The 24,886-nt window shown below is 35.4% G+C and carries 26 protein-coding genes and 2 tRNA genes; 10 read left to right on the forward strand and 18 right to left on the reverse strand.

The window, feature by feature from the left end; all coding sequences use genetic code 11:
* Positions 1 to 43: 43 nt before the first annotated feature.
* A complete protein-coding gene (locus ACS8MM_RS10555) occupies positions 44 to 814 on the forward strand; it encodes an alpha/beta fold hydrolase (RefSeq protein WP_379716433.1) in 771 nt (256 codons plus the stop codon).
* 37 nt (positions 815 to 851) lie between these two features.
* Positions 852 to 1,472 carry a ribosome biogenesis GTP-binding protein YihA/YsxC gene (gene yihA / locus ACS8MM_RS10560; protein WP_379716436.1) on the forward strand — a complete coding sequence of 207 codons (621 nt, stop codon included), beginning with the start codon at positions 852 to 854 and terminating at the stop codon, positions 1,470 to 1,472.
* Between the two features lie 36 nt (positions 1,473 to 1,508).
* Here the strand turns inward: yihA and gldC are convergent, their stop codons facing one another.
* Together gldC and gldB are read right to left on the reverse strand one after the other, a co-directional pair.
* Entirely contained in the window at positions 1,509 to 1,847 is a 339-nt protein-coding gene (gene gldC, locus ACS8MM_RS10565; protein WP_379716439.1) for a gliding motility protein GldC, read from the reverse strand.
* Positions 1,847 to 2,809 carry a gliding motility lipoprotein GldB gene (gene gldB / locus ACS8MM_RS10570; RefSeq protein WP_379716442.1) on the reverse strand — a complete coding sequence of 321 codons (963 nt, stop codon included), beginning with the start codon at positions 2,807 to 2,809 and terminating at the stop codon, positions 1,847 to 1,849. The genes gldC and gldB overlap by 1 nt, the downstream gene beginning before the upstream one ends.
* A gap of 87 nt (positions 2,810 to 2,896) precedes the next feature.
* Here gldB and nadE point away from each other — a divergent pair, with 87 nt between their 5' ends.
* Both nadE and ACS8MM_RS10580 read left to right on the forward strand, forming a co-directional pair.
* Positions 2,897 to 3,703 (forward strand): NAD(+) synthase, encoded by an 807-nt coding sequence (gene nadE / locus ACS8MM_RS10575; protein WP_379716445.1) that lies wholly within the window; start codon positions 2,897 to 2,899, stop codon positions 3,701 to 3,703.
* An 83-nt stretch (positions 3,704 to 3,786) separates the two neighbouring features.
* Positions 3,787 to 4,416, forward strand: a complete 630-nt coding sequence (locus tag ACS8MM_RS10580) for a LuxR C-terminal-related transcriptional regulator (protein WP_379716448.1) — start codon at positions 3,787 to 3,789, stop codon at positions 4,414 to 4,416.
* 183 nt (positions 4,417 to 4,599) lie between these two features.
* Here ACS8MM_RS10580 and dnaG read toward each other — a convergent pair whose 3' ends face one another.
* The 6 genes from dnaG to ACS8MM_RS10610 all read right to left on the reverse strand — a co-directional run bounded on the left by dnaG (position 4,600) and on the right by ACS8MM_RS10610 (position 11,562).
* Positions 4,600 to 6,582, reverse strand: a complete 1,983-nt coding sequence (gene dnaG / locus ACS8MM_RS10585) for a DNA primase (RefSeq protein ID WP_379716451.1) — start codon at positions 6,580 to 6,582, stop codon at positions 4,600 to 4,602.
* 110 nt (positions 6,583 to 6,692) lie between these two features.
* Complete coding sequence (locus ACS8MM_RS10590) at positions 6,693 to 7,931, reverse strand: hypothetical protein (RefSeq protein WP_379716455.1); 1,239 nt, start codon at positions 7,929 to 7,931, stop codon at positions 6,693 to 6,695.
* 190 nt (positions 7,932 to 8,121) lie between these two features.
* A complete protein-coding gene (locus tag ACS8MM_RS10595) occupies positions 8,122 to 9,171 on the reverse strand; it encodes a hypothetical protein (protein WP_379716458.1) in 1,050 nt (349 codons plus the stop codon).
* A 21-nt stretch (positions 9,172 to 9,192) separates the two neighbouring features.
* A complete protein-coding gene (locus ACS8MM_RS10600) occupies positions 9,193 to 9,915 on the reverse strand; it encodes a hypothetical protein (RefSeq protein WP_379716461.1) in 723 nt (240 codons plus the stop codon).
* Positions 9,902 to 10,462 carry an RNA polymerase sigma factor gene (locus ACS8MM_RS10605; protein ID WP_379716464.1) on the reverse strand — a complete coding sequence of 187 codons (561 nt, stop codon included), beginning with the start codon at positions 10,460 to 10,462 and terminating at the stop codon, positions 9,902 to 9,904. The genes ACS8MM_RS10600 and ACS8MM_RS10605 overlap by 14 nt, the downstream gene beginning before the upstream one ends.
* 119 nt (positions 10,463 to 10,581) lie before the next feature.
* Positions 10,582 to 11,562: a polyprenyl synthetase family protein gene (locus tag ACS8MM_RS10610; protein WP_379718989.1), complete on the reverse strand. Its 981-nt coding sequence runs from the start codon at positions 11,560 to 11,562 to the stop codon at positions 10,582 to 10,584.
* 120 nt (positions 11,563 to 11,682) lie between these two features.
* Here ACS8MM_RS10610 and ACS8MM_RS10615 point away from each other — a divergent pair, with 120 nt between their 5' ends.
* Positions 11,683 to 12,573 (forward strand): hypothetical protein, encoded by an 891-nt coding sequence (locus tag ACS8MM_RS10615; protein WP_379716467.1) that lies wholly within the window; start codon positions 11,683 to 11,685, stop codon positions 12,571 to 12,573.
* Between the two features lie 50 nt (positions 12,574 to 12,623).
* Here ACS8MM_RS10615 and rlmN read toward each other — a convergent pair whose 3' ends face one another.
* Positions 12,624 to 13,667 (reverse strand): 23S rRNA (adenine(2503)-C(2))-methyltransferase RlmN, encoded by a 1,044-nt coding sequence (gene rlmN / locus ACS8MM_RS10620; protein WP_379716470.1) that lies wholly within the window; start codon positions 13,665 to 13,667, stop codon positions 12,624 to 12,626.
* Positions 13,668 to 13,751: 84 nt separating this feature from the next.
* Here rlmN and ACS8MM_RS10625 point away from each other — a divergent pair, with 84 nt between their 5' ends.
* Both ACS8MM_RS10625 and ACS8MM_RS10630 read left to right on the forward strand, forming a co-directional pair.
* On the forward strand, positions 13,752 to 14,699 hold the full coding sequence (locus ACS8MM_RS10625; RefSeq protein WP_379716473.1) for an NAD(P)H-dependent flavin oxidoreductase: 948 nt from the start codon (positions 13,752 to 13,754) through the stop codon (positions 14,697 to 14,699).
* An 87-nt stretch (positions 14,700 to 14,786) separates the two neighbouring features.
* Positions 14,787 to 15,428, forward strand: coding sequence for an O-methyltransferase (locus ACS8MM_RS10630; RefSeq protein ID WP_379716476.1), 642 nt, complete (start codon positions 14,787 to 14,789; stop codon positions 15,426 to 15,428).
* Here the strand turns inward: ACS8MM_RS10630 and ACS8MM_RS10635 are convergent.
* From ACS8MM_RS10635 to ACS8MM_RS10660, 6 genes are all read right to left on the reverse strand, one after another.
* A complete protein-coding gene (locus ACS8MM_RS10635) occupies positions 15,423 to 15,989 on the reverse strand; it encodes a phosphatase PAP2 family protein (protein WP_379718992.1) in 567 nt (188 codons plus the stop codon). The genes ACS8MM_RS10630 and ACS8MM_RS10635 overlap by 6 nt on opposite strands.
* Positions 15,989 to 16,348, reverse strand: a complete 360-nt coding sequence (locus ACS8MM_RS10640; RefSeq protein ID WP_379716479.1) for a Sec-independent protein translocase subunit TatA/TatB — start codon at positions 16,346 to 16,348, stop codon at positions 15,989 to 15,991. The genes ACS8MM_RS10635 and ACS8MM_RS10640 overlap by 1 nt, the downstream gene beginning before the upstream one ends.
* Before the next feature lie 133 nt (positions 16,349 to 16,481).
* Entirely contained in the window at positions 16,482 to 18,728 is a 2,247-nt protein-coding gene (locus ACS8MM_RS10645; protein WP_379716483.1) for a M1 family metallopeptidase, read from the reverse strand.
* A 60-nt stretch (positions 18,729 to 18,788) separates the two neighbouring features.
* Positions 18,789 to 19,295: a DUF6702 family protein gene (locus ACS8MM_RS10650; protein ID WP_379716486.1), complete on the reverse strand. Its 507-nt coding sequence runs from the start codon at positions 19,293 to 19,295 to the stop codon at positions 18,789 to 18,791.
* A 6-nt stretch (positions 19,296 to 19,301) separates the two neighbouring features.
* Positions 19,302 to 20,036: a hypothetical protein gene (locus ACS8MM_RS10655; protein WP_379716489.1), complete on the reverse strand. Its 735-nt coding sequence runs from the start codon at positions 20,034 to 20,036 to the stop codon at positions 19,302 to 19,304.
* Positions 20,029 to 20,772, reverse strand: coding sequence for a hypothetical protein (locus tag ACS8MM_RS10660; protein WP_379716492.1), 744 nt, complete (start codon positions 20,770 to 20,772; stop codon positions 20,029 to 20,031). The genes ACS8MM_RS10655 and ACS8MM_RS10660 overlap by 8 nt, the downstream gene beginning before the upstream one ends.
* Before the next feature lie 116 nt (positions 20,773 to 20,888).
* On the opposite strand from ACS8MM_RS10660, the gene pepE reads away from it, so the two are divergent.
* Positions 20,889 to 21,596, forward strand: a complete 708-nt coding sequence (gene pepE, locus ACS8MM_RS10665; protein ID WP_379716495.1) for a dipeptidase PepE — start codon at positions 20,889 to 20,891, stop codon at positions 21,594 to 21,596.
* A gap of 97 nt (positions 21,597 to 21,693) precedes the next feature.
* Here pepE and ACS8MM_RS10670 read toward each other — a convergent pair.
* Positions 21,694 to 21,766 (reverse strand) — tRNA-Gly (locus ACS8MM_RS10670).
* A gap of 31 nt (positions 21,767 to 21,797) precedes the next feature.
* Positions 21,798 to 21,873 (reverse strand) — tRNA-Gly (locus ACS8MM_RS10675).
* Between the two features lie 146 nt (positions 21,874 to 22,019).
* Between ACS8MM_RS10675 and ACS8MM_RS10680 the strand changes: the two genes are divergently transcribed.
* A complete protein-coding gene (locus ACS8MM_RS10680) occupies positions 22,020 to 22,457 on the forward strand; it encodes a GNAT family N-acetyltransferase (RefSeq protein ID WP_379716499.1) in 438 nt (145 codons plus the stop codon).
* A gap of 4 nt (positions 22,458 to 22,461) precedes the next feature.
* Complete coding sequence (locus tag ACS8MM_RS10685) at positions 22,462 to 24,060, forward strand: L,D-transpeptidase family protein (protein ID WP_379716502.1); 1,599 nt, start codon at positions 22,462 to 22,464, stop codon at positions 24,058 to 24,060.
* Here the strand turns inward: ACS8MM_RS10685 and ACS8MM_RS10690 are convergent.
* A complete protein-coding gene (locus tag ACS8MM_RS10690; RefSeq protein ID WP_379716505.1) occupies positions 24,004 to 24,711 on the reverse strand; it encodes a murein L,D-transpeptidase catalytic domain family protein in 708 nt (235 codons plus the stop codon). The two genes, ACS8MM_RS10685 and ACS8MM_RS10690, sit on opposite strands and share 57 nt — an antisense overlap.
* Between the last annotated feature and the right edge of the window lie 175 nt (positions 24,712 to 24,886).

Below are 24,886 nucleotides of genomic sequence, written 5' to 3' on the forward strand. Positions count from 1 at the left end.
CTATATTTGTGAGTTAATAGACAAACCAAACAGAAGAGAGATTGTGGAGAATTTAATAAAAGAAGGTAAATACGAATACTTCGAAGCTGGAGAAGGAACTCCAATTATTATACTGCATGGATTAATGGGCGGATTGAGCAATTTTGATGGTGTCGCCAATTATTTCCCTCAAAAAGGATACAAAGTTATCATTCCTCACCTACCATTGTATACTCAGAATATTTTAAAAACGAATGTGAAGTCCTTTGCTGTATATGTGAAGAATTTCATGGATTATAAAAAATTAGACAGAGCCATTCTATTAGGCAATTCACTTGGAGGACACATCTCCCTTTACTTTACAAAAATGTATCCCGAAAGAGTTTGCGGATTAGTAATAACCGGTAGTTCAGGACTTTACGAAAGCGCCATGGGAGACAGCTATCCGAAGCGAGGTGACTATGAGTACATCAAGAAAAAAGCCGAGGATGTATTTTACAATCCAGAAATTGCTACGAAAGAAATCATCGATGATGTTTACAATACAGTTAATGACAGAGTTAAATTAATCAAAACTTTAACCATTGCCAAAAGTGCTATCCGTCATAACATGGCCAAAGATTTGCCCAAAATGCACGTACCAACAGGCATTATTTGGGGCAAACAAGACAAGGTTACACCACCAGATGTAGCGGAAGAATTCCACAAATTATTACCCAATTCAACTTTATACTGGATTGACAAATGTGGTCACGCAGCTATGATGGAACATCCGGACGAATTCAATAGAATTTTAGAAGAATGGCTTGAAAACAAAGCCGAACATATCCATTAATACTCCTTTTTAGGAAATTACAAGAAAAATACCAACAATGAAAATAAATACTGCCGAGTTTATTATCAGTAATTCGATTGTGAGCAAATGCCCACAAGATCGAATACCTGAGTATGCATTTATCGGAAGGTCAAACGTAGGAAAATCATCCTTAATCAACATGTTGACCAACCACAAAAACTTAGCAAAAACATCGGCTAGACCGGGAAAAACACAATTAATCAATCACTTTAAAATCAACAACAATTGGTTTTTAGTAGATTTACCGGGTTATGGTTATGCCCGAGTATCCAAAAAAACAAAAGAAGTTTTTCAGAAATTCATCACCGATTATTTTGAAAAAAGAGAACAATTGGTGTGTGCTTTTGTGTTGATTGACATTCGCCATGAAGCACAAAAAATAGATTTGGAATTTATCACCTACTTAGGCGAAATAGAGATTCCTTTCTGTATAATATTTACTAAGGCCGATAAAATTTCCAAAGGAAAAATAGAACAGCAAGTAGCGGCGTACCGTAAAGCTTTATTAGCCAATAATTGGGAAGAAATGCCTCAATACTTTGTTACTTCTTCTTTAGATGTTATAGGTAAAGAGAATGTTCTAGAGTACATTGACGCAGTCAATCAGGAAATTTTCAAAAACAATGACTTTGTATAAAACACAAAAAAGGGTTCGCTAAACGAACCCTTTTTTTTATTCTTGTTTTAATTCCAATTTTTCAGCAAAGTAGTCACAGAAATCACGCATAGTAGCACTCATTTTCTCATCGGCGGTTGCGCGTTCAAATGTATCAGCCATAGCGACTAATGTCTGATGAAAGAAAACCTTCATCTCATCTACAGGCATATCTTTCGTCCATAAATCGATACGCATAGTTTCTTTTGCATTGCTATCCCAAATATTCAACATCACAGCTTTAGCTTCTTCGTTTTCCACTCCACCATCTTTTGCGGTCCAGTGTAATTTTTCGGGAACATGATTTTCGTCAAGCGAAATTTTAAATTGTATATCTGAAGTTTTTGTAATTGCCATTATTTAGCGGGTTTATATTTAGATTTTTGAAATATTTCTTTAGCATCCATAATCATTAGTTTCTGAATTGGCACATCGTTATTATCCATATAGGAACGAACAATTTGCCACCCCAACCAAACACCTATACGAGAAGGCGTCTCACTGTCATTATCTCTTCCGAATTTAGAAAATGGTCCAGGAACAATAAAATTCTGAACCAACTTTGGATTTGTACTGTACAACAAGTTCTCTTCTACAAAGTATTTCCAAACCTCAACATCGTTATCTTCACACCATTTCAATTCTTCTGCCGTATAACAAATCTTATCCTCATCAGACACATCCGGAAGCAACACGTCTTTCAGATACATTTGTTTACCTGCATAAATAATTTGCGACAAGAAATCACGTTCTGTTGGCGGTTTTACTTTGCCCAATGAAAAACTCTGCACAATATCAGGCATCATCTGATTAGGTTCAAACGTTTTCTTTTCATACTCTGGGAATTCATAAAACTTATGCCCTTTTCCAAGATAAAGCTCCAAAGAAATAATAAGTACATTTTTCTTTTCTGCATAAATTACTTTATAATCCGGATCCATATCTTGAATTACAGTAATTACTTTTGGAACTTGAGTTTTAGGGTAATAAAATGTAATGTATTTGAAAAGCTTTTCAATTTCAACTTTTTGCGCATCGAAATTTTCGTAACGCTTTTCCACTTCTTTGTACAACTCTCGCCACATTGGGTGCGTCATTTTCTCCGTAAGGTATTTTTCATCTATCCCTTGTGGAAAAAAATCAGGATATTGCGCTTTTAGTTTTGGCAAATCTTGAGGTTTGGATTCGTAAAAAGCTTTATCATAACGATCTACTTCAACAGTCAAAGGGATTTCTTCAGCTTCTTCTTTAACCATTTCATTCTTTTTACAAGAAACAAAAAGAAGAGAAAGCGATAAAAAATACAGGAATTTCTTCATCAAATTAGTGTTTAGTATCTCAAACGAGATGAACATAAAATTATTATTTTTGCAAATATACATTGGTTTTTAATAGAAAGAGTCACTATGCAAAAAATTAGCACTATCAATTCTGAAAAAGTAAACAGTCATATTGTAAATTGGCTAAAATCGTATGCCGAAAGCGCCAAAGTAAATGGCTTTGTAGTCGGAATTTCAGGAGGGATTGACTCCGCATTAACCTCAACACTTTGTGCTCAAACAGGCTTACAAACATTATGCGTTGAAATGCCCATACATCAAGCCCAAAGCCATGTAAACCGTGCCCAAGAACATATTGCACAATTAAAAGAACGCTTTCCCAACGTAACAGATACCCGAGTTGATTTAACACCTGTATTTGAAAGTATGAAAGCCGAAATACCGGGCAGCAACAACGAAGCTAAATTAAACCTTTCATTAGCCAATACCAGAGCGCGTTTACGAATGACTACTTTATATTATTTAGCTGGCATTCACGGACTTTTAGTAGCCGGAACCGGTAATAAAGTAGAAGATTTTGGCGTTGGTTTTTTTACTAAATATGGTGATGGCGGTGTTGACTTAAGTCCGATTGCCGATTTATTAAAAAGCGACGTGAGAGCTTTGGCAAAATACTTGAATGTTCCGGATTCCATTTTGAATGCGGCACCAACCGACGGATTATTTGGAGACGATCGAAGCGATGAAGATCAATTAGGAGCGAGTTATCCGGAGTTAGAATGGGCTATGGAACAACTTGAAAAAGGCAAAACTGCCGAAAATTTTGAAGGCAGAGAACGCGAAGTCTTCACTATTTACAAGCGTTTGAACACTATCAACCAGCACAAAATGACCCCAATTCCTGTATGTATAATTCCTACAGAATTGAAGTAAAAATAATCCTGATTTCCAGCTTTTTATAAAAATTTTCGTATCTTTACAACCCGCTTTTGTTCAATTAAAAAAATTTTAGGAGTATGGTGAAGATAGGACTTGCCGACAACCATCCGGTTGTTCATTATGGCATTAAATCGTATTTCAAGGAGCATTCTGACATTACTTTAGTAGGAATTGTAGACAATTTCGAAATGGTTGAAGAAATGCTTAAAAGAAAGGAAATTGACGTTCTAGTTATGGATTTGGAATTAGACGGTCTTTCAAGTATCAATTTGATTAAGGCTTTACTAAAAGATCATCCAAAACTTAAAATCGTTCTTTTTTCCAATTTGAATGAACAGGTCTATGCACCCAACGCCATCAAGGCAGGTGTGTCGTCCTTTCTACAAAAATCCGAGAAACTTGACATTTTGGCATCGACCATTATTAAAGTGAATCGTGGCGCTATTATTTTTAGCGATGCCGTTAAACGCAACATGGCGCTTATTTCAAAGCAAGCCAAATCAGAGCGTTTGTACCGAAAATTATCTACCAGAGAAGTAGAAGTCTTACGCTACTTGTCGAATGGTAAGAAAAACAAAGAAGTTGCCGAGGCACTCCATTTAAATGAAAAAACCATCAGTACTTACAAACTGAGATTGCTAGCTAAACTTAACGTTACTAACTTGGTGGATTTAGTCAACAAAGCAAAAACACTAGAGATTGTTTAACTTTTTTTGACACAAAACTGCCCAACTTGTCGGAAAAGTTTCCGCTAAGCATAGAGTAGTCCATCACCATAGGAAGATTTTCAACATTATCAGCATCCGTTTCTTTGGAAATGGATGCTTTTTTTTTAGACACTCAGTAAACATAATACGCAATCATTCAAGATACACAGTGCAATTCAAAATCTAGAAACCATAAGGAATCACAACTCTTCCTAAAATTTCAGCAATATCCTTCGAAAGCTTATTATAATCCGTAATTAGGGAAAGAACTTCAGAATTGTCTGCATTACTTTCCTTTGGCAAATTATACATTATCTCCTTGATAACCTTATCAATTAGAAACCTTCTAAAAGTCAACACCGTTTCCGTAACATTTTGACTGATAGTCGTCTCTTTCATTTTAACATAGATTTCTTTCGCCTCCCAGTTATTCAATGGATTCTTCTCATCTTCCATAATGATACTTGTAATTTCCCTAGCCATATGTGGCGGCAAATCCATTAAATACTTTTCGAGATTAAATTCCTCGTTTTGATTAAAAAAATCCATGAGGTTATCATAAATCTCTTTAAAATCTTGGTTAACAAACTCTACCTCATCATCTTGCAAACTAAGAAAAATTCTTTGGTATACTTTACATTTGGTTTTTTCCTCAACCCTTTTCAACTCGCCTTCTTCATCTGCCTTCCAATACGAATCCTTAAATTCCTCTTCAACACCACCATATCGCAGCAACAACTCAATAATTTTTCTTTCCAAAATGTACTGCACATCAACTTTAGCATTAACAGCAATATTTTCGGTTTTATGTACTTCAAAAGCTTTTTGTTCCTGTTTGAATTTCTTATTGACTTCGGAAATATCTTTTTGCACCAATTGCGCCAACGTATTGAAAAGAACTTCTTCGGAAATATCCATAATTCGGGCACATTCCTGAATATACACTTCCCGTTTAATTCGGTCCGGAATTTTAGAAATACTAATGACCATATCACGAATCAACTCTGCTTTTTTAATGGGATCATTCTTCGCATCTTTCATTAACAAAGAAGCCTTGAACTGAATGAAATCCATTGCATTTTCATCCAAATAGCGCATCAACTCATCGTGTGGCGTTTTTTTGGCAAAACTATCCGGGTCATCGCCGTCAGGAAACGTACATACTTTGACATTCATTCCTTCTTCCAAAATCAAATCGATTCCTCGAATAGAAGCTCTTAAACCCGCCGCATCACCATCAAAAAGCACCGTGATATTTTTGGTCAATCTGTTTATCAAACGAATCTGATCAGGTGTCAAAGCTGTACCGGAAGAAGAAACAACATTTTCAATACCTGCCTGATGCATTTGAATCACATCAGTATATCCTTCACACAAATAACAATTATCTAATTTTGCAATCGCTTGTTTGGCATGGTAAATACCATACAACACTTTGCTTTTATGATAAATCTCACTTTCGGGAGAATTCAAGTATTTTGCAGCTTTTTTATCGTTGGTCAAAATTCGACCTCCAAATCCTAAAACTCGTCCAGACATACTTTGAATAGGAAACATCACTCGTCCTTTGAAACGATCAAAATGCCTACCATCTTCTCTCAAAATAGTCAAACCTACTTTTTCTAAGTATTCCAACTTATACCCTTGTCCTAATGCCTCTTTGGTAAAAGCATCCCAATTTTCAGAAGAATAACCTAATCCAAATTTCTTAATAGTCTCTGAAGAAAAACCTCTTTCTTTAAAATAGGACAATCCAATAGCCTGACCTTCATCGGAGCTCAGCATTGAATTTTGAAAATATTTCTGAGCGAATTCAGAAACCAGATACATACTTTCCTTTTCATTGGCCTCCGCCACATCTTCGGCAGTTTGAACCGTTTCTTCAATTTCAATGTTGTATTTTTTGGCTAGGTACCGAATGGCTTCAGGAAAAGAAAAATGCTCGTGTTCCATTACAAAAGTAACTGCATTCCCTCCTTTACCAGAACTGAAATCTTTCCAAATTTGTTTTACAGGTGAAACCATAAACGATGGCGACTTTTCATCGGAAAAAGGACTCAAACCTTTAAAATTACTTCCCGCTCTTTTGAGTTGTACGAAATCACCAATAACCTCCTCAACACGGGCGGTTTCAAACACAGCATCTATGGTACTCTTGGAAATCATTGTATATGCAAAATAGGGTTCAAATATACGAACTAAAAAAAGAGGATTTATCATAAAAAGAAAAAGTGCTTCCTCATGAAGCACTTTTATATTTTTTAAACCCGTATTTTTTATTTCAAACGAAAATCCGGCTTTTTATTTACGTTGTTACTATAAAATAAATTTAAAATTCCACTGTTTGAAATCAAGTTCATTTTATCTGTTTGCGAAAACCAATTAGAAGGCACTTCTGCTTTGAACAACGCTTCGTTAGAAACAATTGAATTACAACTATCAATTGATGAGTTTGTTATTTTAATTTTCACGAATTCTTTAGGATCTAAGTATTTATCATCTAAAGCCAAGAAACTTTCAAATCCAACTACCACACATTTGTCCATTTCTAAGAACGATTCCGATTTTAATGAAATTGCTTCTTTCACTAAGCCCATTGAATTTTCCTCATTATTGACCATAGTTACGTTTTGCAATTTTACAATCGTTTTCTTTTTTGAAGGATCAAAGTTCTCTACTTTATCGTAAGAATCAATTTCGAAACATCTTGAACGTGTATTATCAGAGATGAATGGGTTTCTGATAATAACTGAATTAGTCACTATACTTTGTGTTCCCATTGAGTAGTCGAAATCGTCATCCGCATTTCTAAAAGAAATAATATTATTCATATCGATACTACCTCCAATGATTTCTAATGCATCATCTTTAGCATAGCTAATTTGAACGTATTCAATTTTAGTCTTTTTACCAACTGCACCTAGAGTCAAACCGTTTAACATGGTTTTTTCATTCAGTTTTTTTCCAGCAAACTCGATACGCACGTATTTTAAACTACCTGCATCATTATTTTCATTATTACCTCCGAAAACATTGTACAATGGATTAGGATCATAAATCGATGAAATAACTCCTCCTAATCTATTCAATGGAGCATCACCGTATAGAATCACACCACCCCAGTCACCTGGTTTTCTGTCAGCTGTTCCTTTGCTTGAAGTAAAAACAATTGGATCTGTAACAGTTCCTTCTGCAACCATTCTTCCTCCTTTAGTTATTACTAGAGTACCATTTGTATCATGATCTCCTCTTAAAACGGCACCTGGCTCAATTGTTAAAGTCACATTATTTGCAACATAAACAGTTCCCATGATTAAATAGGTTGTTTTCTTAAGAGTTGTATTTTGAGAAATGACACCCGTTAAAATTTGAGACGGCTGATTGTATTCAGCTTGCTTGGGCTTGAAGTTAGTCCATCCGTTAAACCAGTTAGGTTCTCCATAGATACCTCGCGCATTTTGCGCATTCACCGCTGAAAAAGCAGTCAACAAAATAAGTAATAATTTAGTTCTCATTTAGGGCCTTTTTTAGGTTATTTATTTTTTTAGCGAACTACAAATGTAATATTCCAATTTGAATACACAAAATAGCACAAGTTAATTTTACACTTTGATAACCAACCAAATATTGTGCCAATAAATTATTTTAAAAAACAAATAAGTGCTCTCATATTGAGAACACTTACGAAATAACTGACAAATAAAATTAATTCATATCGAATCGAACCCCTAAAGAAATATTATTCTGATCTACTAAATTTTTATTGAACAATGGATTCATGTCGTATTTTACGTACAAACTTGTGCCCTTGTGACCGATATAGGCTCCCAAACCATAAACAAAATCGTTCACATTAAAATCACCTTTGGTCTTTGAAGTTACAGAATTTCCAAACTCGTCATCATATTTTACAATTTGTTTGGTTTTCAAATTCGCTCCTACAAAACCACCCAAACCAAATCGGAAACTTTGATGAATTTTATAAACCGCCTTATCCTTATCCATAGTTTTCGGAGAGGCATCAAACTCCAAATACAATGGTAGTACTAAATTCACATTACGTAATCTGGAATCTTTTAAATTAATTGAAGCCGCTTGCAGATTGGTTTGATTTCCATTTTCAACAAAATACCTGTTGTCTGTTGGACGAAGATTGTTATATTGTAAAGACAAACCGTATTTGAAATGCAATAAATTATTGTTTTTAAAAATTCGGGTGTTGTACGTCCAACCCAACTCATAAAAATGAGAACCCCAATACCTGAAATCGGAATGCGCAACAGCTCCATCGGTTACCAAATTATTCACTCCCGTTGCGAAAACCAGTTGCGACGTAGTTCTTTTTTGCAAATATTGGATTGTATCTTTTCCGCCAACCACTAATTTAATTCCTTTTCCATAAGTCTTCCCGGATCTTTTTACCGTATCCAAAGAAGTGATTCTTCCTTCTACTTTTTGTTGTACTAAATCAGCCAACATTTGTTCTTCAACAGCCACTCTTTCCTCAATTCGTGCTGCCACAGTTTCTGCTAATTTGATTTTTTTCTCATCGGCCTGCTCCCATGTAATAGTTCCCTTTTCAAATTCACGATTAACCAATTCTACTTGATCTTTCAAAAAGGCTTTTTCATCTTTTGTAATTTTCTCGATACGATTAGCAATAGCTTTCGCCTTTTGTTCAAATGTTTCCTGCCCATACGTTTTGGCAATAGTAGTTACGGCAAAGATTGCCAAATAGATAATACAATTTTTCATAATGACTGTTCGTTTTTATAATTAATGATTTGATGATTCTTCTAGATTTCTGTTAGCGATGGCTTCTTTTGTTTCTTCGTAATTCTTTTTTATGGTACGTAATACTTTCTGACGGAAAGTCAATTCAATTTCCCCGTCAACTTGTGAAAGCAGGCTTCTTGCACTCACTTTCACTCTTGATTTGGTGTCAATATTTGGTTTTTCTACTTGTGCCAACAAAGATTCAGGATTCGCCTCTTGTTTTTGAATAATTTGTAGCTTTTCCTGCTCTACTGAATTCTTGGCTTCTTTCGGTGTTGGTTCAGAACTTGCTATTGACTGTTCTACTTTCTCGGGATTATTTTTATTTAAATGTCTATCTATATTTGATTTTTGGGAGATAGAATTCACTTCCTGAACTACTTCAACATAACTTTTCTCCGTTTTGTTAGTCAAACTGCTATTAGACTGAACATTCTCCTTTTTTGTTTCTGTATCCGATGCATTCTGAAATGTTTCAAACACTACAGGCTCGCCTTGCAAATCCATCTCATTTTTTTGTGTAGGATTCACGAAAAAATAACCCAAACCTGACAACACTAAAAAGCTAGCCGCTAAAGACAACCATGGCAACCCTTTTCTGCCTTTTTTCTCTTCCTGAACTGAAAGCATCGCATCCAATCTGTCCCAAGATTGCGCTGAAGGCATGATTTCTCTTTCTTCCAGCTTTTCTCTAATTTGATTTTCTAATTTATTCGGTTCCATTGCTGTACTTATTTAATTTGTTGATTTGTTCCGTCAGCATTTTTCTAGCGTGAGACAATTGTGATTTTGAAGTTCCTTCATTAATTCCCAACATTTGAGCAATTTCATGATGCTTATATCCTTCAATGACATTCAAATTGAAAACCATTTTATAGCCATCAGGCAAACTATCAATCAAGTACTGTATTTCATCCAGAGAAAGTTGGTTTTCGATATCGTTGACCACCTCATCAAAATACGACTCATCATCAATGAACTTCATTTGTTTTTGAACCCGTATGTACGAAATGCATTCGTTAATAATTATTCTTCGGATCCAACCTTCAAAGCTTCCTTTGTGTTCAAAATGCTTCAGATTAGTAAAGACTTTCATAAATGCGGTAATCATTACATCTTCCGCTTCGTGCAAATCTTTTACATACTGCCTGCAAACACTCAGCATTTTCGGCGAATACTTGGAATAAATCTGATGTTGAGCCTGTCGATTATTTTCGACAGCCAAATCGATTATTCGTTTTTCTTCCTGATGTAAATCAATTACTTTCAAAATTGTTTTTTAGTTTGTTTACTTTTAGCAACCGAAAAAAATAACATGCATTAATTAGCGGTTCTATTAGCATAGACGAATCTCGATTCAAAATGGTTGCATGGGGTTGAAAAAAAAGTTTATTTTTTTCTTTCAATCACGTAATTCACCATTAAAATCAAGGCTTCTTTGTAAGAAGAATTTGGAAAAGATTCAATCAATTGTAGTGCTTCTTTCTGAAATTGAATCATTTTTTGTTCGGCATATGCCAAACCGTTGTTGTTTTTTACGAAAGCGATAACCTCTTTGACACGCTTTTTATCCTTATTATGGTTTTTAATTGAATTGATCAACCATTTCTTATCCTTTTCAGAACAATTATTTAGAACATGGATTAAAGGCAACGTCATTTTCTGTTCTTTGATATCAATTCCTGTAGGCTTACCGATTGCTTCATCTGAATAATCGAATAAATCATCTTTGATTTGAAAAGCCATACCAATAAGTTCTCCGAATTTCCGCATGCGTTCGGTCAGTTCTGTATCGTCTGGTTTAACAGAGCAGGCAGCTAATGAACAACAAGCGGCGATCAATGTTGCTGTTTTCTGACGAATGATTTCATAATACACTTCTTCGGTAATATCCAGACGGCGTGCCTTTTCAATCTGAAGCAATTCTCCTTCACTCATTTCGCGAACCGCTACTGAAATAATACGCAGTAAATCAAAATCTCCGTTGTCAATAGAAAGCAGCAAACCTTTGGATAAAAGATAATCACCAACCAAAACTGCAATTTTATTTTTCCAAAGCGCATTGATGGAGAAAAATCCGCGACGACGGTTACTATCATCAACCACATCATCATGTACTAAGGTTGCCGTATGAATCAGTTCGATAACCAACGCGCCACGATAGGTTCTTTCCAATACTTCACCACCAGAAATCATCTTGGCTGTCAAGAAAACAAACATTGGACGCATTTGCTTTCCTTTCCGGTTAACTATATAGTAAGTGATTCTATTTAAAAGCGCTACTTTGGAAGACATCGAATTATGAAACTTTTTTTCAAAAAGTTCCATTTCTTCAAGTATTGGTTTTTTTATTTGCGAAGTAATATCCATCGAAAGCCAAAGATAGTATTTAAGTTCAAAACTTTCAAAATCCAACTATTTTTTTATATTTGATTAAACCTTTTGGCATTATAATTGTCTTATTCTCAAATCTTAAAAAATTCTTAAATTATGAAAGCTAAAATTTTAATCTTGACCACTCTTTTGTCTCTCGCTTTTTTTAGCTGTACAAAAGAAGAAAGCACAGAAAATCAAAACACACCGATCACAGCCGATGAAGTAGCTGTTAATGCAAAAATTGATTTTGCTAATGATGATATTGCAGATATTGTTGCAGAACAAGAAGCAAAAACCTACGCCAACAGCACAGATGGACGTTCTATTGACTCTCCAGGTTCCGCCCTTTCAACTTGCGCTACCATTACCAGAGTTCCTGCTTTTGGAACCGCGATTACACCTGGCACAACGGTTACAAAAACAATCGATTTCGGTGATGGATGTACTTTAGCGAACGGAAACGTACTAAAAGGAAAAATCATCATCACTTTCATTTACCAACCGAATGCAACAACACACACAATCAATTACGAATTTGTAAACTTCTATCACAATCAAATCAAATTTAATGGAAACAAGTCATTCACAAGAACAATGACTGCCGCTACAACAAACACTCCTAGCCTTCCAGTAATCACCATGAACATGGACATGACTGCTACATTCCCTGACAATCGTACTTTCAGAAGAGTTGGTCAAAGAGTAAGAGAATTTGTTTCAGGATATGGAGATAATGATTGGACCAACAATGTGTATAAAATAACCGGAAGTTGGACTACAACTTTCCCTAACACAAGTGTTCAAACGGCAACGATCAGCAATCAGCATCCGTTAATTATCAAAATGAGTTGTGCAGCATTACACAAACCACTACTAGTTGAAGGAGTAATTACATTTACAAGAAATAACCACACAGCTACTTTAGATTATGGCGCTGGAGAATGTGACAATACCGCCGTTTTAACCATAGACGGTGTAGCCTACACAATTGTTATTGGCAATTAATAAAACCAAAACTATTTAAAAATAAAAAATCCCACATTGGTGGGATTTTTTTATGTTTCTTTATTCGCTAACTGACCGCAGGCTGCGTCAATATCCTTTCCACGGCTTCGACGCACTTTAGCGACAATTCCACTTGATTCTAGCGCTTTGATATACGCATCGATTACTTCTGGTGCAGCTTGTTGGAATTCACCATCATCAATTGGGTTGTATTCAATCAAATTCACTTTACAAGGTACATATTTGCAAAATTTCACTAAAGCATCAATTGACTTTTTATCATCATTGATTCCTTTCCATACCACATATTCGTAAGTAACTTTACTTTTGGTTTTTCTATACCAATACTCCAAAGCTTCTCTCAATTCTGGCAAAGGAAAACTTTTGGTGAAAGGCATAATCTGATTTCTGGTTTCTTCAATTGCCGAATGCAAAGAAACCGCCAGTTTGAATTTCACTTCGTCATCAGCCATTTTTTTTATCATCTTCGAAACTCCGGAAGTCGATACGGTAATACGCTTAGGCGACATTCCTAATCCTTCGGGTGAAGTAATCTTATCTATGGCTTTCATCACATTCGGATAATTCATCAACGGCTCACCCATTCCCATGAAAACAATATTGGAAAGGGGACGATTGTAATACAAACGACTTTCCGCATCAATAGCAGCCACCTGATCATAAATTTCATCCGGATTCAGATTACGCATTCGTTTCAATCGAGCTGTAGCACAAAAATTACAATCCAAGCTACATCCCACCTGACTAGAAACACAGGCTGTTGTTCTGGTTTCGGTTGGAATCAAAACAGACTCTACCACTAAATCGTCATGCAAACGAACTGCATTTTTCACAGTACCGTCACTACTGCGTTGCATCGTATCTACTTTGATGTGATTGATTACAAAATTAGCCTCAAGCATAGCTCGTGTTTCTTTCGAAATATTGGTCATATCTTCAAAAGTATGGGCGTGTTTTTGCCATAACCATTCGTACACCTGATTTCCACGAAACGCCTTGTCTCCGTTCGATGTAAAAAATTCACGTAATTGCTCTTTTGTAAGCGCTCTAATATCTTTCTTCTCCGTTTGCATGCTGCAAAGATAAAAGTATTTCCGCAATAATAAATTTATATGCGCGCATACTATTTTTTTAGTATATTTGAAAAAAGTTACCCTATGAAACCAACATTAACTGAATTATTACAAATAAAGCATCCTATCATAATGGCTCCCATGTTTTTGGTATCCAATACCGCCATGGTAATCGAAGGCATGAAAGCTGGCGTAGCAGGTTGTATTCCCGCTTTAAACTATAGAACACTCGACGAATTGAAAGCCGCAATAACCGAATTAAAAGACGCCAAACCAGCGGGTGGTAGTTTTGGTTTTAATCTGATTGTAAACAAATCGAACATCAAATACAAAGAACAGCTACGCGTATTGTGCGAAGAGAAAGTCGATTTCATAATTACTTCTCTTGGAAGTCCCGAAGAAACCATCAAAGAAGCACATAAAGCAGGTGTTAAAGTATTTTGTGATGTAACCGATTTAAGTTTTGCTAAAAAAGTAGAAAGTTTGAAAGCCGATGCACTTATCGCAGTCAATAATCTGGCGGGTGGTCACAGGGGTAATATAGCACCTGAGGATTTAATCCGATTATTGGACGAACAAACTACTTTACCGGTTATTTCAGCTGGAGGTGTTGGTTGCAAAGCCGACGTAGATAAAATGCTGAATGCGGGTGCTGTAGGAGTTTCTATTGGCAGTTTATTCATTCCATCCGAAGAAGCCAAAGTTTCACAGGAATACAAACAAGCATGTGTTGATTATGGCGCCAAAGACATTGTTATGACCGAAAAAATATCCGGCACACCATGTACAGTTATTAATACTCCTTATGTACAAAAAATCGGCACCAAATTAAACTGGTTGGAACGCTTTTTAAACACCAACAAACGATTAAAAAAATGGGCCAAATTGATCCGTTTTATGATAGGCAATAATGCTGTAACCAAAGCTGCAACAGAAGCAACTTACAAAACGGTGTGGGTTGCCGGACCTACAATTGAATATTCAAAAGCAATATTACCAGTTCACAAAATAATTGATACTTTGGTTAAATAAATAGAGAGAGCAGAATTACAAAGATTCTGCTCTTTTTTTATATAGTCCATTCGGAATTCGTAATTTCGCAGTAGTAATATATATCCTATGCATTTCATTTCTGAAGAATTAGAAAACTATGTAGCCAATCATAGTGAAAACGAACCGGAATTATTAGTCCGCTTGAACAAAGAAACCCATCAGAAAATTTTACAACCGCGTATGTTGAGTGGTCATTTTCAGGGAAGAGTTTTGAGCATGCTTTCCAAATTAATACGACCAACAACGATTCTGGAAATTGGAACTTACACCGGATACGCTGCTTTGTGTTTAGCTGAAGGATTACCTGAACACGGCACTTTAGATACTATAGACAACAACGAAGAACTATTCGATTTTCAAAAGAAGTATTTCGATCAATCCGCATGGTCAAATCAAATTCACCAACACTTAGGCAATGCCTTGGATATCATTCCCGATTTGAACAAAAAATTCGATTTGGTTTTCATTGATGCCGACAAAGAAAATTACATCAATTATTTTGAGATGATTGTTCCGATGATGAATAAAGGCGGCGTGATTTTGTCTGACAACGTTCTTTGGAGCGGAAAAATTCTTGGCGAGATTAAAGCCAATGATAAAAGCACCAAAATCTTACTGGAATACAACGAACTATTAAAAACCGACCCAAGAGTTGAAACGGTTTTATTACCTATTAGAGATGGGTTAACCGTTAGCCGTGTATTATAATTCAGGAAAATATTTTTGTAAAATAATCAAATACAAACGATAGAAAGTATAACCGGAAAATATTCCGAAAAGATAGCCCGAAAGAATATCGCCAGGAAAATGCAACCCCAAATAAATTCTACTGTAAGCAAAAATTAACGGAAATAAAAACAACAGAAACGCGTAACGGTAGTATTTTCTCATCAATGCAAACATGAAAACGGTGCTTGCCATCGAATTAGCCGCGTGCCCAGAGAAATAACTATAGGTACTACTACTTTTTACAATTCTAATTATTGAATTGATCTCAAGATCATTACAGGGACGTAGCCTTTGTACTGAATTTTTAACCAAATTCGTTACCTGGTCGGTAAAGACAATTAAGAGTGTTAGTACCAAAATCACAATACCGAAATTTTTCCAACCGATTTTTTTTTGCAGAAAATAGAATACCAACAAAAATATAGGTGACCAATGCAACTGTTTGGTAATTAACAGCCAGAAACCATCAAAGGGCTCTGAACCTAATCCGTTAAGAAAAACAAGAAGTTCTTTATCTAAATGAATGATTTTTTCCAAGATTACATTTGGCGTTTAATAGGTCCGGTCAAATCGTCAAAATTCTCTTTTACTTCATTGATTTCAGAAGTAATATCAAGGGGATTATTATCACCCGTTAACTTCTTCGTTTCTTCATCAACAATTTTATCAAATCCTCCTTTAACCTGTTCTACTTCGCGATTAAAATCACGTGTTAACGAAGCCAACTCATTGTTATCAGCACTGCGTTGAATTTCCGATTTAATTTCGTTAGTGGCATTTTTAAGTTGTGCCATACCTTTACCTAAGGCACGTGCAATATCAGGAATCTTTTCAGATCCAAACAACATCAATGCGATGAATATAATTAAGATTAATTCGCCTCCTCCTATTCCAAACATTTCTTTAGACTTACAAAGTTTTGTGTTACAAAGTTAAACAGAATTTAACTCCTAAATGTAAAAATATAATAAAAAAACTTGTCATTAAGAACTTTCCTATTCCCTAATGACAAGTTATGCATTGTGATGAAATTTATTCAAATTTTGATTTCACTTCTTCTTTTGGCCAACTATTGTTAGTCACATCAATATCAGCTGTTTCTTCTTTTGGATCTACCATGATTTTTTTAATCACTTTATTGGTAGCAAAAATTCTAGATACTTCTTTATCGTTTTTCAACCAAATTTGCACTGGGAACTTATGATTTTCTTTGGTACCATCTTCATACGTAATTTCAACAATCAAAGGCATCACTAAACCTCCTGGCTTATCAAAAGTCACCTGATAAAAATACTTTGGAGATTGCAATTTTGCTCTTTCCGTTTCACTAAAGTTAGACACCAAGTAATCATCTAATGTTTTAACTTCTTTTACATCCAATTCCTTTTTATTTTCTGGCTTCATATCTGAGCTTGCACTGTCCACCATATACACTAACGGCCCCGAATTTCTAAATCGGTTACGTCTGTTAGTTTGTTGTGCCTGAAAATTAGCAGGAGCGTCATTCGACACATAGAACTGCTTCACTTCTTTAATCCCGATATCATTATAATCTGTAGTATAGAACCAACCTCTCCAGAACCAATCCAAATCTACACCTGATGCATCTTCCATTGTTCTAAAGAAATCTTCAGGAGTTGGATGTTTGAATTTCCAACGATTAGCGTACGTTTTGAATGCATGATCAAACAATTCACGTCCCATAATAGTTTCGCGTAAAATATTCAATCCTGTGGCAGGCTTACCATACGCATTGTTTCCAAATTGTTTGATTACTTCTGAGTTTGACATAATCGGCTCAATAAAATTCTGATCACCACTCATATAAGGCACAATCAATTTAGCCGGACCTCTGTCTATAGGGAAATTAGGATCGAATTCAATTTCAGCCAAATATTCCAAGAAGGTATTCAGACCTTCGTCCATCCAAGTCCATTGACGTTCATCAGAGTTTACAATCATTGGGAAGAAATTGTGGCCTACTTCATGGATAATCACACCCAACATCCCGTATTTCACACGGTCAGAAACCACACCATTTTCATCTGGACGACCGAAATTCCAACAAATCATTGGATATTCCATCCCTTGATCCTGCGCATTTACAGAAACTGCTTTAGGGTAAGGATAGTCAAATGTACGACTAGAATAACTTTTTAACGTATGCGCAACAGCTCGTGTTGAATATTGTTCCCACAGAGGATTACCTTCTTTCGGATAAACAGAAGTAGCCATTACCGTTTTTTCACCCAGTTTCACAGCCATAGCATCCCAAATGAATTTTCTTGAAGTAGAAATTCCAAAATCACGTACATTTTCCGCTTTGAATCTCCATGTTTTCTTTTTATCAGACCATGCTTTTTCTCTTTCAACGGCTTCCGCCTGAGTTGCAATAATTACTGGCTTATCGAATGTTTTTTCTGCCAATAAATAACGTTGGTATTGAGCAGGTGAAATTACCTCTGCTCTATTTTGCAAAGTCCCGGTAGCTTCCATAATATGGTCAGCTGGAACAGTAATATTTACTTCGTAGTTTCCAAATGGCAAAGCGAATTCACCTTGTCCCCAGAATTGCATGTTTTGCCAACCTTCCACATCGTTGTAGACAGCCATTCTTGGAAAAAACTGGGCTAAGATATACAAACGGTTGCCATCCTTGAACTGCTCATATCCTGAACGCCCTCCATCAACCATGTAATTCCCAATATTGTACCACCATTTGATTGAAAACACAAACTTCTGACCTTTCGCCAAAGGAGTTTTCAAATTGATGCGCATCATGGTTTCATTAACCGCATACGAAACCGGTTGTCCTAATGCATCTTTAACATAATCAATTTTAAATCCGCCATCGAACTTCTCTTCCATATAAGTTCTCGAGAAAGCAGCTGCGCTAAGTGCCGGCTCAATACGTTCACTGCGAACCAATGGCGTTTTTGATGTTTTAGCAAACAAGTTTTGATCTAATTGCACCCATAGATAATCCAAAGACTCTTTGGCATTATTGGTATACGTAATCGTCTCGACCCCAGACAAACGAGCATTTTTATCATCCAACTCGATATCTATCTTATAATCAGCTCTTTGCTGATAATATTCAGAACCAGGAGCCCCAGAAGCTGTGCGATACATGTTTGGCGTTGCCATCAAATCATACATTTGACGGAATTTACTTGTATCAGTATGCCCTTCTTGCTTAGGCTTTGACTGACCTTGTTCCTGAGCCGTTACCAAACCTGAAAAGGATAGGATTACTGCTAAAAATTTAAAATTCTTCATGACCGAAATACAATTTGGGAGCTAAAAATAATTATTTTTTCAAACCACACTACTTTTTGACTATGGTTTTAACAAACCTTTGGCATTTCCGGGTGTAAAAAGGAAACTTTGTTTCTTCCCATAGAGCGTTGTCTGGATGATATTTTGCTGATCTTCAACATAATCATGCAGCACAGCATTATAGATTTCCAACGATTTAATTTTTGAAATATCTTTTATGCTGTAATAGCAAATAAGCACATTCCCTTCCATTTCTTTATTGACCAAAGCAACTGCTTTTGGCTTTCCGTTTATTTTAATTATAAAATTTTGGGAAATATATTTTTTCATCAACTCGATATCATTCTCCGATTCATTTGGCTCGCCCAAATTCGTCTTTTGATTGTATTTTATTTTCAAAATTGAATTCAAATCGTCTACAAAAATTCTAGAAGTGATTTGAAGCATCTTTTTATCTTGAGCATAATTTATCTGATATATTGACACGTAAAATTTATGCATTGCAAATGAAGACAATACGACAAACAAAATACAGATTACTCCTATTTTAAACCCTTTCTTCTTCATACCCGACTATTTATTATCGTTTGATATCAATTTTTTATATTCGTTTGCAATATCTCCAATCAAAAATGTTACCAAAGTTTTATTTTTTGCCTTTACAGCCTCTACCATTTTTACATTATCCAATGCGTAAATTTGAAATCCTTTGATATACTCCTGTGGAATTTGAAGCGTTTCACCATAGAAATGTTCGTCATACATTTCGTCCAATTTAAGCAAAAGCAACTCTTTTCTCTCAACAGCCAACTCCTTTTTTAACTGATTTGTCCTTCCACTTACTTGATTGATCAATCCATCAACACTCATTCCGCCTAAAGGGATTAACAATGGACTATACCACTTCAATTTCCCTGCCGCTTTTAGTTTTCGTTCTGCAGGAGTATATTCTTTAACATTTTTAGATACCACGCCTAAAGATTTTGCTGAAATCGATTTGATTTGAATTTCGTCCAACTCATTCGCTTTGGCCTTCACCAGAATATTCAAAATCTCCTTTTTGAAAGAATTCGCATCCAATCGAATTTGCATTCCCTCGATATTTTTTGATGTTACAATTAAAATATCACCCGAAGAGGCTTCGATAGAGAAAAAACCACCATTTGCTGTCACTACAGTGGACTTTGTCATAAAGTTAACTACTGTTATCCCATCCGGATTAACTTCAGAAATCACTTTCCCTTTCAAAACAGATTGCGAAAATAAACTTTGAACCAAAAACAAAAAAAGTATTGTATAGTTATTCACTGGCATTGATTATTTGTAAATATTGCATCACTTTTTCTTTGAGCAAATTTTCGACTAATTTACTCTTTTTTGCTTGTAACAATCTCATTAAATTTTGATCATCTAGAACATAAATCACAAATCCTTTAATATATTCCTCGGGAAGTTTCAATGTTTCTGTATAAAATTTTTCCGAAAACAGCTGCTCCAATTTTCGCTGTAGCTTTTCTTTAATTTCAACCTCCAATTCTTTTTCCAGCATAGCTGTTCGCCCAGAAAGTACATTAAACAAAGGATCTAAACCAAATGACCCTCCGGTTGTACCATCCGTATTTCCAGTCAATGCCAATCCACTAGCCGCTTTAAGTTTTCGCTCTGCAGGTGTATACGTTTTTGTAGAACTGGAAATTATACCCAAATCTACAGCATTTATACGCGGATAGTTTTGAACAATAACTTCATCCAAAACGTAAGGAAGTTGTTTCAATTTTACAAAAAATAAATCCTCGGAAAAATCATTGGACTTCAAAATAATTTGCCTGCCTTTAATATTGATTCCAGACACAATAAGTGTATCTTTTGGCTGAGCCAAGATCTTAAAATAACCTTGTTCATTGGCAACGGTTTCTTTTTTGTTGGAATAATTCACAATATAAACCTTATTCATAGTTGGAACATCCAAAACCACCTTTCCTTTCAACAATTGCTGCGAAAAAGCCATTGAACTAACCATCAAAAAAAGCAAAACTATTCTCATACTCGTCAGATTACGTTGTAAAAATAGTCGTGAGCCCTCCCAATTTATTATTAAGGACTTGGTAAAAATTTGTTAATTCTAAATATCTTTGAAACATCAAAATCAAACCAAACCGCATGAATAAAAAAGTCATCCTTGCCAGTACTTCAACACTCTATAATGGAGCCTATTTGGATTATTTGTTACCAACATTGGAAAAACATTTTGAAAACGTTAACCAGCTGTTATTCATACCCTATGCAAGACCCGGTGGAATCAGTCACGAAGAATATACACAAAAAGTAAGTGATACCTTTCAAAAGATTGGTATCAATGTAAAAGGACTGCACGAGTTTGAGCATCCGGCAGAAGCAATTCAAAATGCAGAAGCTATTTTCACAGGAGGTGGGAACACCTTTTTACTTGTTTCACAATTGTACAATCACAACTTAATGACTGTACTAAAGAAAACGATTGAAAATGGAATCCCATATTTAGGAACTAGTGCCGGAAGTAATATTGGTGGACTTACGATGAATACCACAAATGACATGCCTATAGTCCTACCTCAAAGTTTTGACACCTTGGGATTGATTAACTTCAACCTCAACCCTCATTATCTAGATCCAATTGAAGGTTCAACCCATATGGGAGAAACAAGAGAAACACGAATAAACGAATTCCACAAAGTAAGTCAGATTCCTGTTTTAGGATTGCGCGAGGGCAGTTGGCTTGAAGCTTATGCCGGTAACGTAACACTTAAAGGAGAACTGACCGCACGCTTATTTAGAGCAGGAGAATTTGCAGTCGAAATGGCTCCCGGAGAAAATTTAAACTTTTTATAAAAGAAAAACCTTAGCAATTACCGCTAAGGTTTTTTTTCAATCGAAACCAATTGGCCTAAAATAAAAAAACCCCAAGTTTCAACTTGAGGTTTAGCAGAGCGGAAGACGAGGCTCGAACTCGCGACAACCAGCTTGGAAGGCTGGAGCTCTACCAACTGAGCTACTTCCGCAGGGTGTAATTTTTAAAACTTTTCTTGTTTTTGGAGCGGAAGACGAGGCTCGAACTCGCGACAACCAGCTTGGAAGGCTGGAGCTCTACCAACTGAGCTACTTCCGCTTTTGAGGTTGCAAATATAAAGAATTAGTTTTCTTTTCTGCAAACTTTTTTTAAAAAAAATATTTCCGACAAACACATTAAAATACTCGAGCAATTACAAGCACTTCATAATTAAAGTCTTAGAATTAATTTTAAATTTGTAAACTATGATTGAAACAAAAACAATACCGTCAGAATTAACCTACATTGTACGTCAGCCCGTGCTAAGACCCGGAAAACCTATCGAAAGTTGTCATTTTGAAGGTGACGATTTACACACAACAATCCATTTCGGACTCTACAAAGACAGTGTACTAGTAGGTGTCGTATCTGTTTTTGAAGCAAAAAACAATCATTTTGAAAGTGAAACACAATACCAAGTTCGCGGCATGGCCATTTTAGATAGCGAACAACAAAAAGGATATGGCAATTTTCTTATGGCCGAAGTAGAAAAACTTGCCAAGAACAATAAAGTCAAAATAATTTGGTTTAATGCAAGAGAAAGCGCTGTAAATTTCTACAAAAAATTAGATTATCAGATTTTCGGTACGGCTTTTGATGTTGTAGGAATAGGAACACATTACATAATGTGGAAACAAATTTAACTTTATGAAATACACCATTACTACTATAGTATTTAGTATTTTTTTATATATAGGTTGTGGCAACAACTCGACACCTCATATCATCACCACAGATGAACACATCTCAAACGCTATAGAAAATAAAAAAATTCAAGAAGGCTGGGACGTTAAAGAAAATCGCCTGCAATTAATTGAAGCTATAAAAAATGCAGATAAAGAAGGACTACTTCCAGAAGATTATCAATATGCTGAATTATTACAACACGAAGAAATGATTGACTCCAATCCGGACTCAAAAGAAAAGTACTTCGAATTATTAACAGCCGCTTATATCAAATACATCTCACATCTGACCAACGGAAAAGTAAATCCATTGGAAATTTATACTGACTGGGAAATCAAACCAAAAGAGATTCAACCAGACACCATCTTATCTATTGCTTTACGAAAAAACAAAATTGACAGCACAATCGAAAGCCATAAACCAAAACACACAATCTATTTGAATCTTAAAAAAGCATTGGCCAAAATTGATGCCATGCCTGAAGAAAACTTCGACTCGATTAAAACTAAAGAGAAATTCAAACTTGGTCTCAAAAGCAAAACCGTTGCCAAAATAAAAGAAAGACTTCGTTATTGGGGCGATTTAAACACAAAAGATTCTTTAACTGAAGATCTTTACAATAAAGAACTAAAAATAGCGGTTACAAAATTCCAAAGTCGTCACGGCCTAGCGGCTGATGGGATGATAGGTCCAGGAACATTGAAAGCATTAAATTTCAGCAAAAAAAACAGAAGAGAACAGCTTATTGCCAATCTTGAGAGATGGCGATGGTTTCCAGAGGATTTAGGAACAAATTTCCTTGGCGTTAACATTCCTAACTTTCTGCTTTATGTAGTAGAAAATAACGACACTATTTCGAATCACAAAGTGGTAGTTGGTCAACCCAAAAGAAAAACACCCATACTTTCATCAAGAGCAGACAACATTGTATTTAATCCAACTTGGACTGTTCCTCCAACAATCATTAAAGAAGATTTGATTCCGGATGCAACAAAAAGCAGGAGTTATTTCTCTAAAACCAGAATTAAGATTTTCAATCACAAAGGAACCGAAATTCCTGTTAGCGAATGGAAACCAGCCGATGCCAAAAAATACAAATATGTCCAAGAACCTGGCTATAACAATTCCTTAGGTGTTGTAAAAATCAATTTCCCGAACAACCATTTGGTTTATATGCACGACACAAACCATAGGGATTATTTTGTATACAATTACCGCGCACTAAGCTCTGGTTGTGTTCGAATTGAAAAACCACTCCCACTAGTCGAGTATTTATTAAAAAACAAAACCTACAAAGAAAGACAGAAAAATAAAAAATTAATCGAAAAACCGATTTATAGTTTAAGTGAAATTGATACAATCGTTAAGACCAAAAAAACAAAAACTGTAAAGTTAGATCAGAACTTTGGGGTCCATTTCTTATACTTTACAGCTTGGTATGATAAAACGGAATTACAATTTAGACAAGATATCTATAATTATGATCCAGATTTGTATTTAAGATTAAGCAACCAGTTTACTGGCGATGTCGTAACTTCTAGTAGGGTGATAGATAAATAAACAAGATTTCCCTTTGATTGTATTGATGATTTGCTCTTTTAAAGCTTCAGGAATAGCAGGACAACCTTGGCTTCTTCCTAAATAACCTTGATTTCTCAATACTGCAGGATTTGCATAATCTGCACCATGAACAACTACCGCTCTAGCACGTGCATTGTGATTGATACCTCTTTCTTGTCCATCTAATTTCAAAGACAATCCGTGTTTTCCGAAATACGTTTCACCGGTTGTATAAAATCCTAAACTGCTTTTGTTAGAATTGTTTTCATTAGAAAAACTGGTAGCATATTCCACACCTGACTTCATACCGTGAGAAACCACTGTATTAAATAAGATTTTATTTGAAGCCAAATCAATAACCCACATTCTCTTCTTTGTAGATGACATGCTGAAATCGATTACCGTTAAGATATCTTTTTCAACAACACCTCTCTGTTTTAAAGAATAAAAACCAGTCATCGCACGTTTGAAACATTCCATTTGAGGCAAAGCAAAATTATTTGCATCTAACGAATTGTAAACCATCTCAATTTTCGCAGCTAAACTTACAGCACTTGTGTTGGCCAATAGCTTCGGATCTGTGTTATTTGTAGACTTTGGGGCAAAAGACATGAAAAATAACAATAATAGGGGCAAAAATCTGTAAATCATTGATATTCTTTTAATTGTGTTGTTATTTGTACATGGCAAATATTAGCAAAAAAAAAATACCATCCAAATTTTTTTTGCATTTTATCGATATTTTTATGCACTTCGTCGATATTTTTATTATTTAACAAATAGTTAAACATATCATAAAACACTTTAAAATAAAGGGGTTTTCGCT

It is taken from the genome of Flavobacterium sp. MAHUQ-57, from assembly GCF_051908335.1.
In the GTDB taxonomy this organism is placed as follows: Bacteria; Bacteroidota; Bacteroidia; order Flavobacteriales; family Flavobacteriaceae; genus Flavobacterium.

Coding starts and splice junctions, on each gene's coding strand:
- ACS8MM_RS10650 (WP_379716486.1), bottom strand. CDS start 19,295: ATGAAGAAGAAAGGGTTTAAAATAGGAGTAATCTGTATTTTGTTTGTC.
- ACS8MM_RS10590 (WP_379716455.1), bottom strand. CDS start 7,931: ATGAGAACTAAATTATTACTTATTTTGTTGACTGCTTTTTCAGCGGTG.
- ACS8MM_RS10595 (WP_379716458.1), bottom strand. CDS start 9,171: ATGAAAAATTGTATTATCTATTTGGCAATCTTTGCCGTAACTACTATT.
- ACS8MM_RS10640 (WP_379716479.1), bottom strand. CDS start 16,348: ATGTTTGGAATAGGAGGAGGCGAATTAATCTTAATTATATTCATCGCA.
- ACS8MM_RS10690 (WP_379716505.1), bottom strand. CDS start 24,711: ATGATTTACAGATTTTTGCCCCTATTATTGTTATTTTTCATGTCTTTT.
- ACS8MM_RS10645 (WP_379716483.1), bottom strand. CDS start 18,728: ATGAAGAATTTTAAATTTTTAGCAGTAATCCTATCCTTTTCAGGTTTG.
- gldC (WP_379716439.1), bottom strand. CDS start 1,847: ATGGCAATTACAAAAACTTCAGATATACAATTTAAAATTTCGCTTGAC.
- rlmN (WP_379716470.1), bottom strand. CDS start 13,667: ATGCAAACGGAGAAGAAAGATATTAGAGCGCTTACAAAAGAGCAATTA.
- ACS8MM_RS10615 (WP_379716467.1), top strand. CDS start 11,683: ATGAAAGCTAAAATTTTAATCTTGACCACTCTTTTGTCTCTCGCTTTT.
- ACS8MM_RS10660 (WP_379716492.1), bottom strand. CDS start 20,772: ATGAGAATAGTTTTGCTTTTTTTGATGGTTAGTTCAATGGCTTTTTCG.
- ACS8MM_RS10680 (WP_379716499.1), top strand. CDS start 22,020: ATGATTGAAACAAAAACAATACCGTCAGAATTAACCTACATTGTACGT.
- ACS8MM_RS10610 (WP_379718989.1), bottom strand. CDS start 11,562: ATGGATATTACTTCGCAAATAAAAAAACCAATACTTGAAGAAATGGAA.
- nadE (WP_379716445.1), top strand. CDS start 2,897: ATGCAAAAAATTAGCACTATCAATTCTGAAAAAGTAAACAGTCATATT.
- ACS8MM_RS10625 (WP_379716473.1), top strand. CDS start 13,752: ATGAAACCAACATTAACTGAATTATTACAAATAAAGCATCCTATCATA.
- ACS8MM_RS10580 (WP_379716448.1), top strand. CDS start 3,787: ATGGTGAAGATAGGACTTGCCGACAACCATCCGGTTGTTCATTATGGC.
- pepE (WP_379716495.1), top strand. CDS start 20,889: ATGAATAAAAAAGTCATCCTTGCCAGTACTTCAACACTCTATAATGGA.
- ACS8MM_RS10630 (WP_379716476.1), top strand. CDS start 14,787: ATGCATTTCATTTCTGAAGAATTAGAAAACTATGTAGCCAATCATAGT.
- dnaG (WP_379716451.1), bottom strand. CDS start 6,582: ATGATTTCCAAGAGTACCATAGATGCTGTGTTTGAAACCGCCCGTGTT.
- ACS8MM_RS10685 (WP_379716502.1), top strand. CDS start 22,462: ATGAAATACACCATTACTACTATAGTATTTAGTATTTTTTTATATATA.
- gldB (WP_379716442.1), bottom strand. CDS start 2,809: ATGAAGAAATTCCTGTATTTTTTATCGCTTTCTCTTCTTTTTGTTTCT.
- yihA (WP_379716436.1), top strand. CDS start 852: ATGAAAATAAATACTGCCGAGTTTATTATCAGTAATTCGATTGTGAGC.
- ACS8MM_RS10600 (WP_379716461.1), bottom strand. CDS start 9,915: ATGGAACCGAATAAATTAGAAAATCAAATTAGAGAAAAGCTGGAAGAA.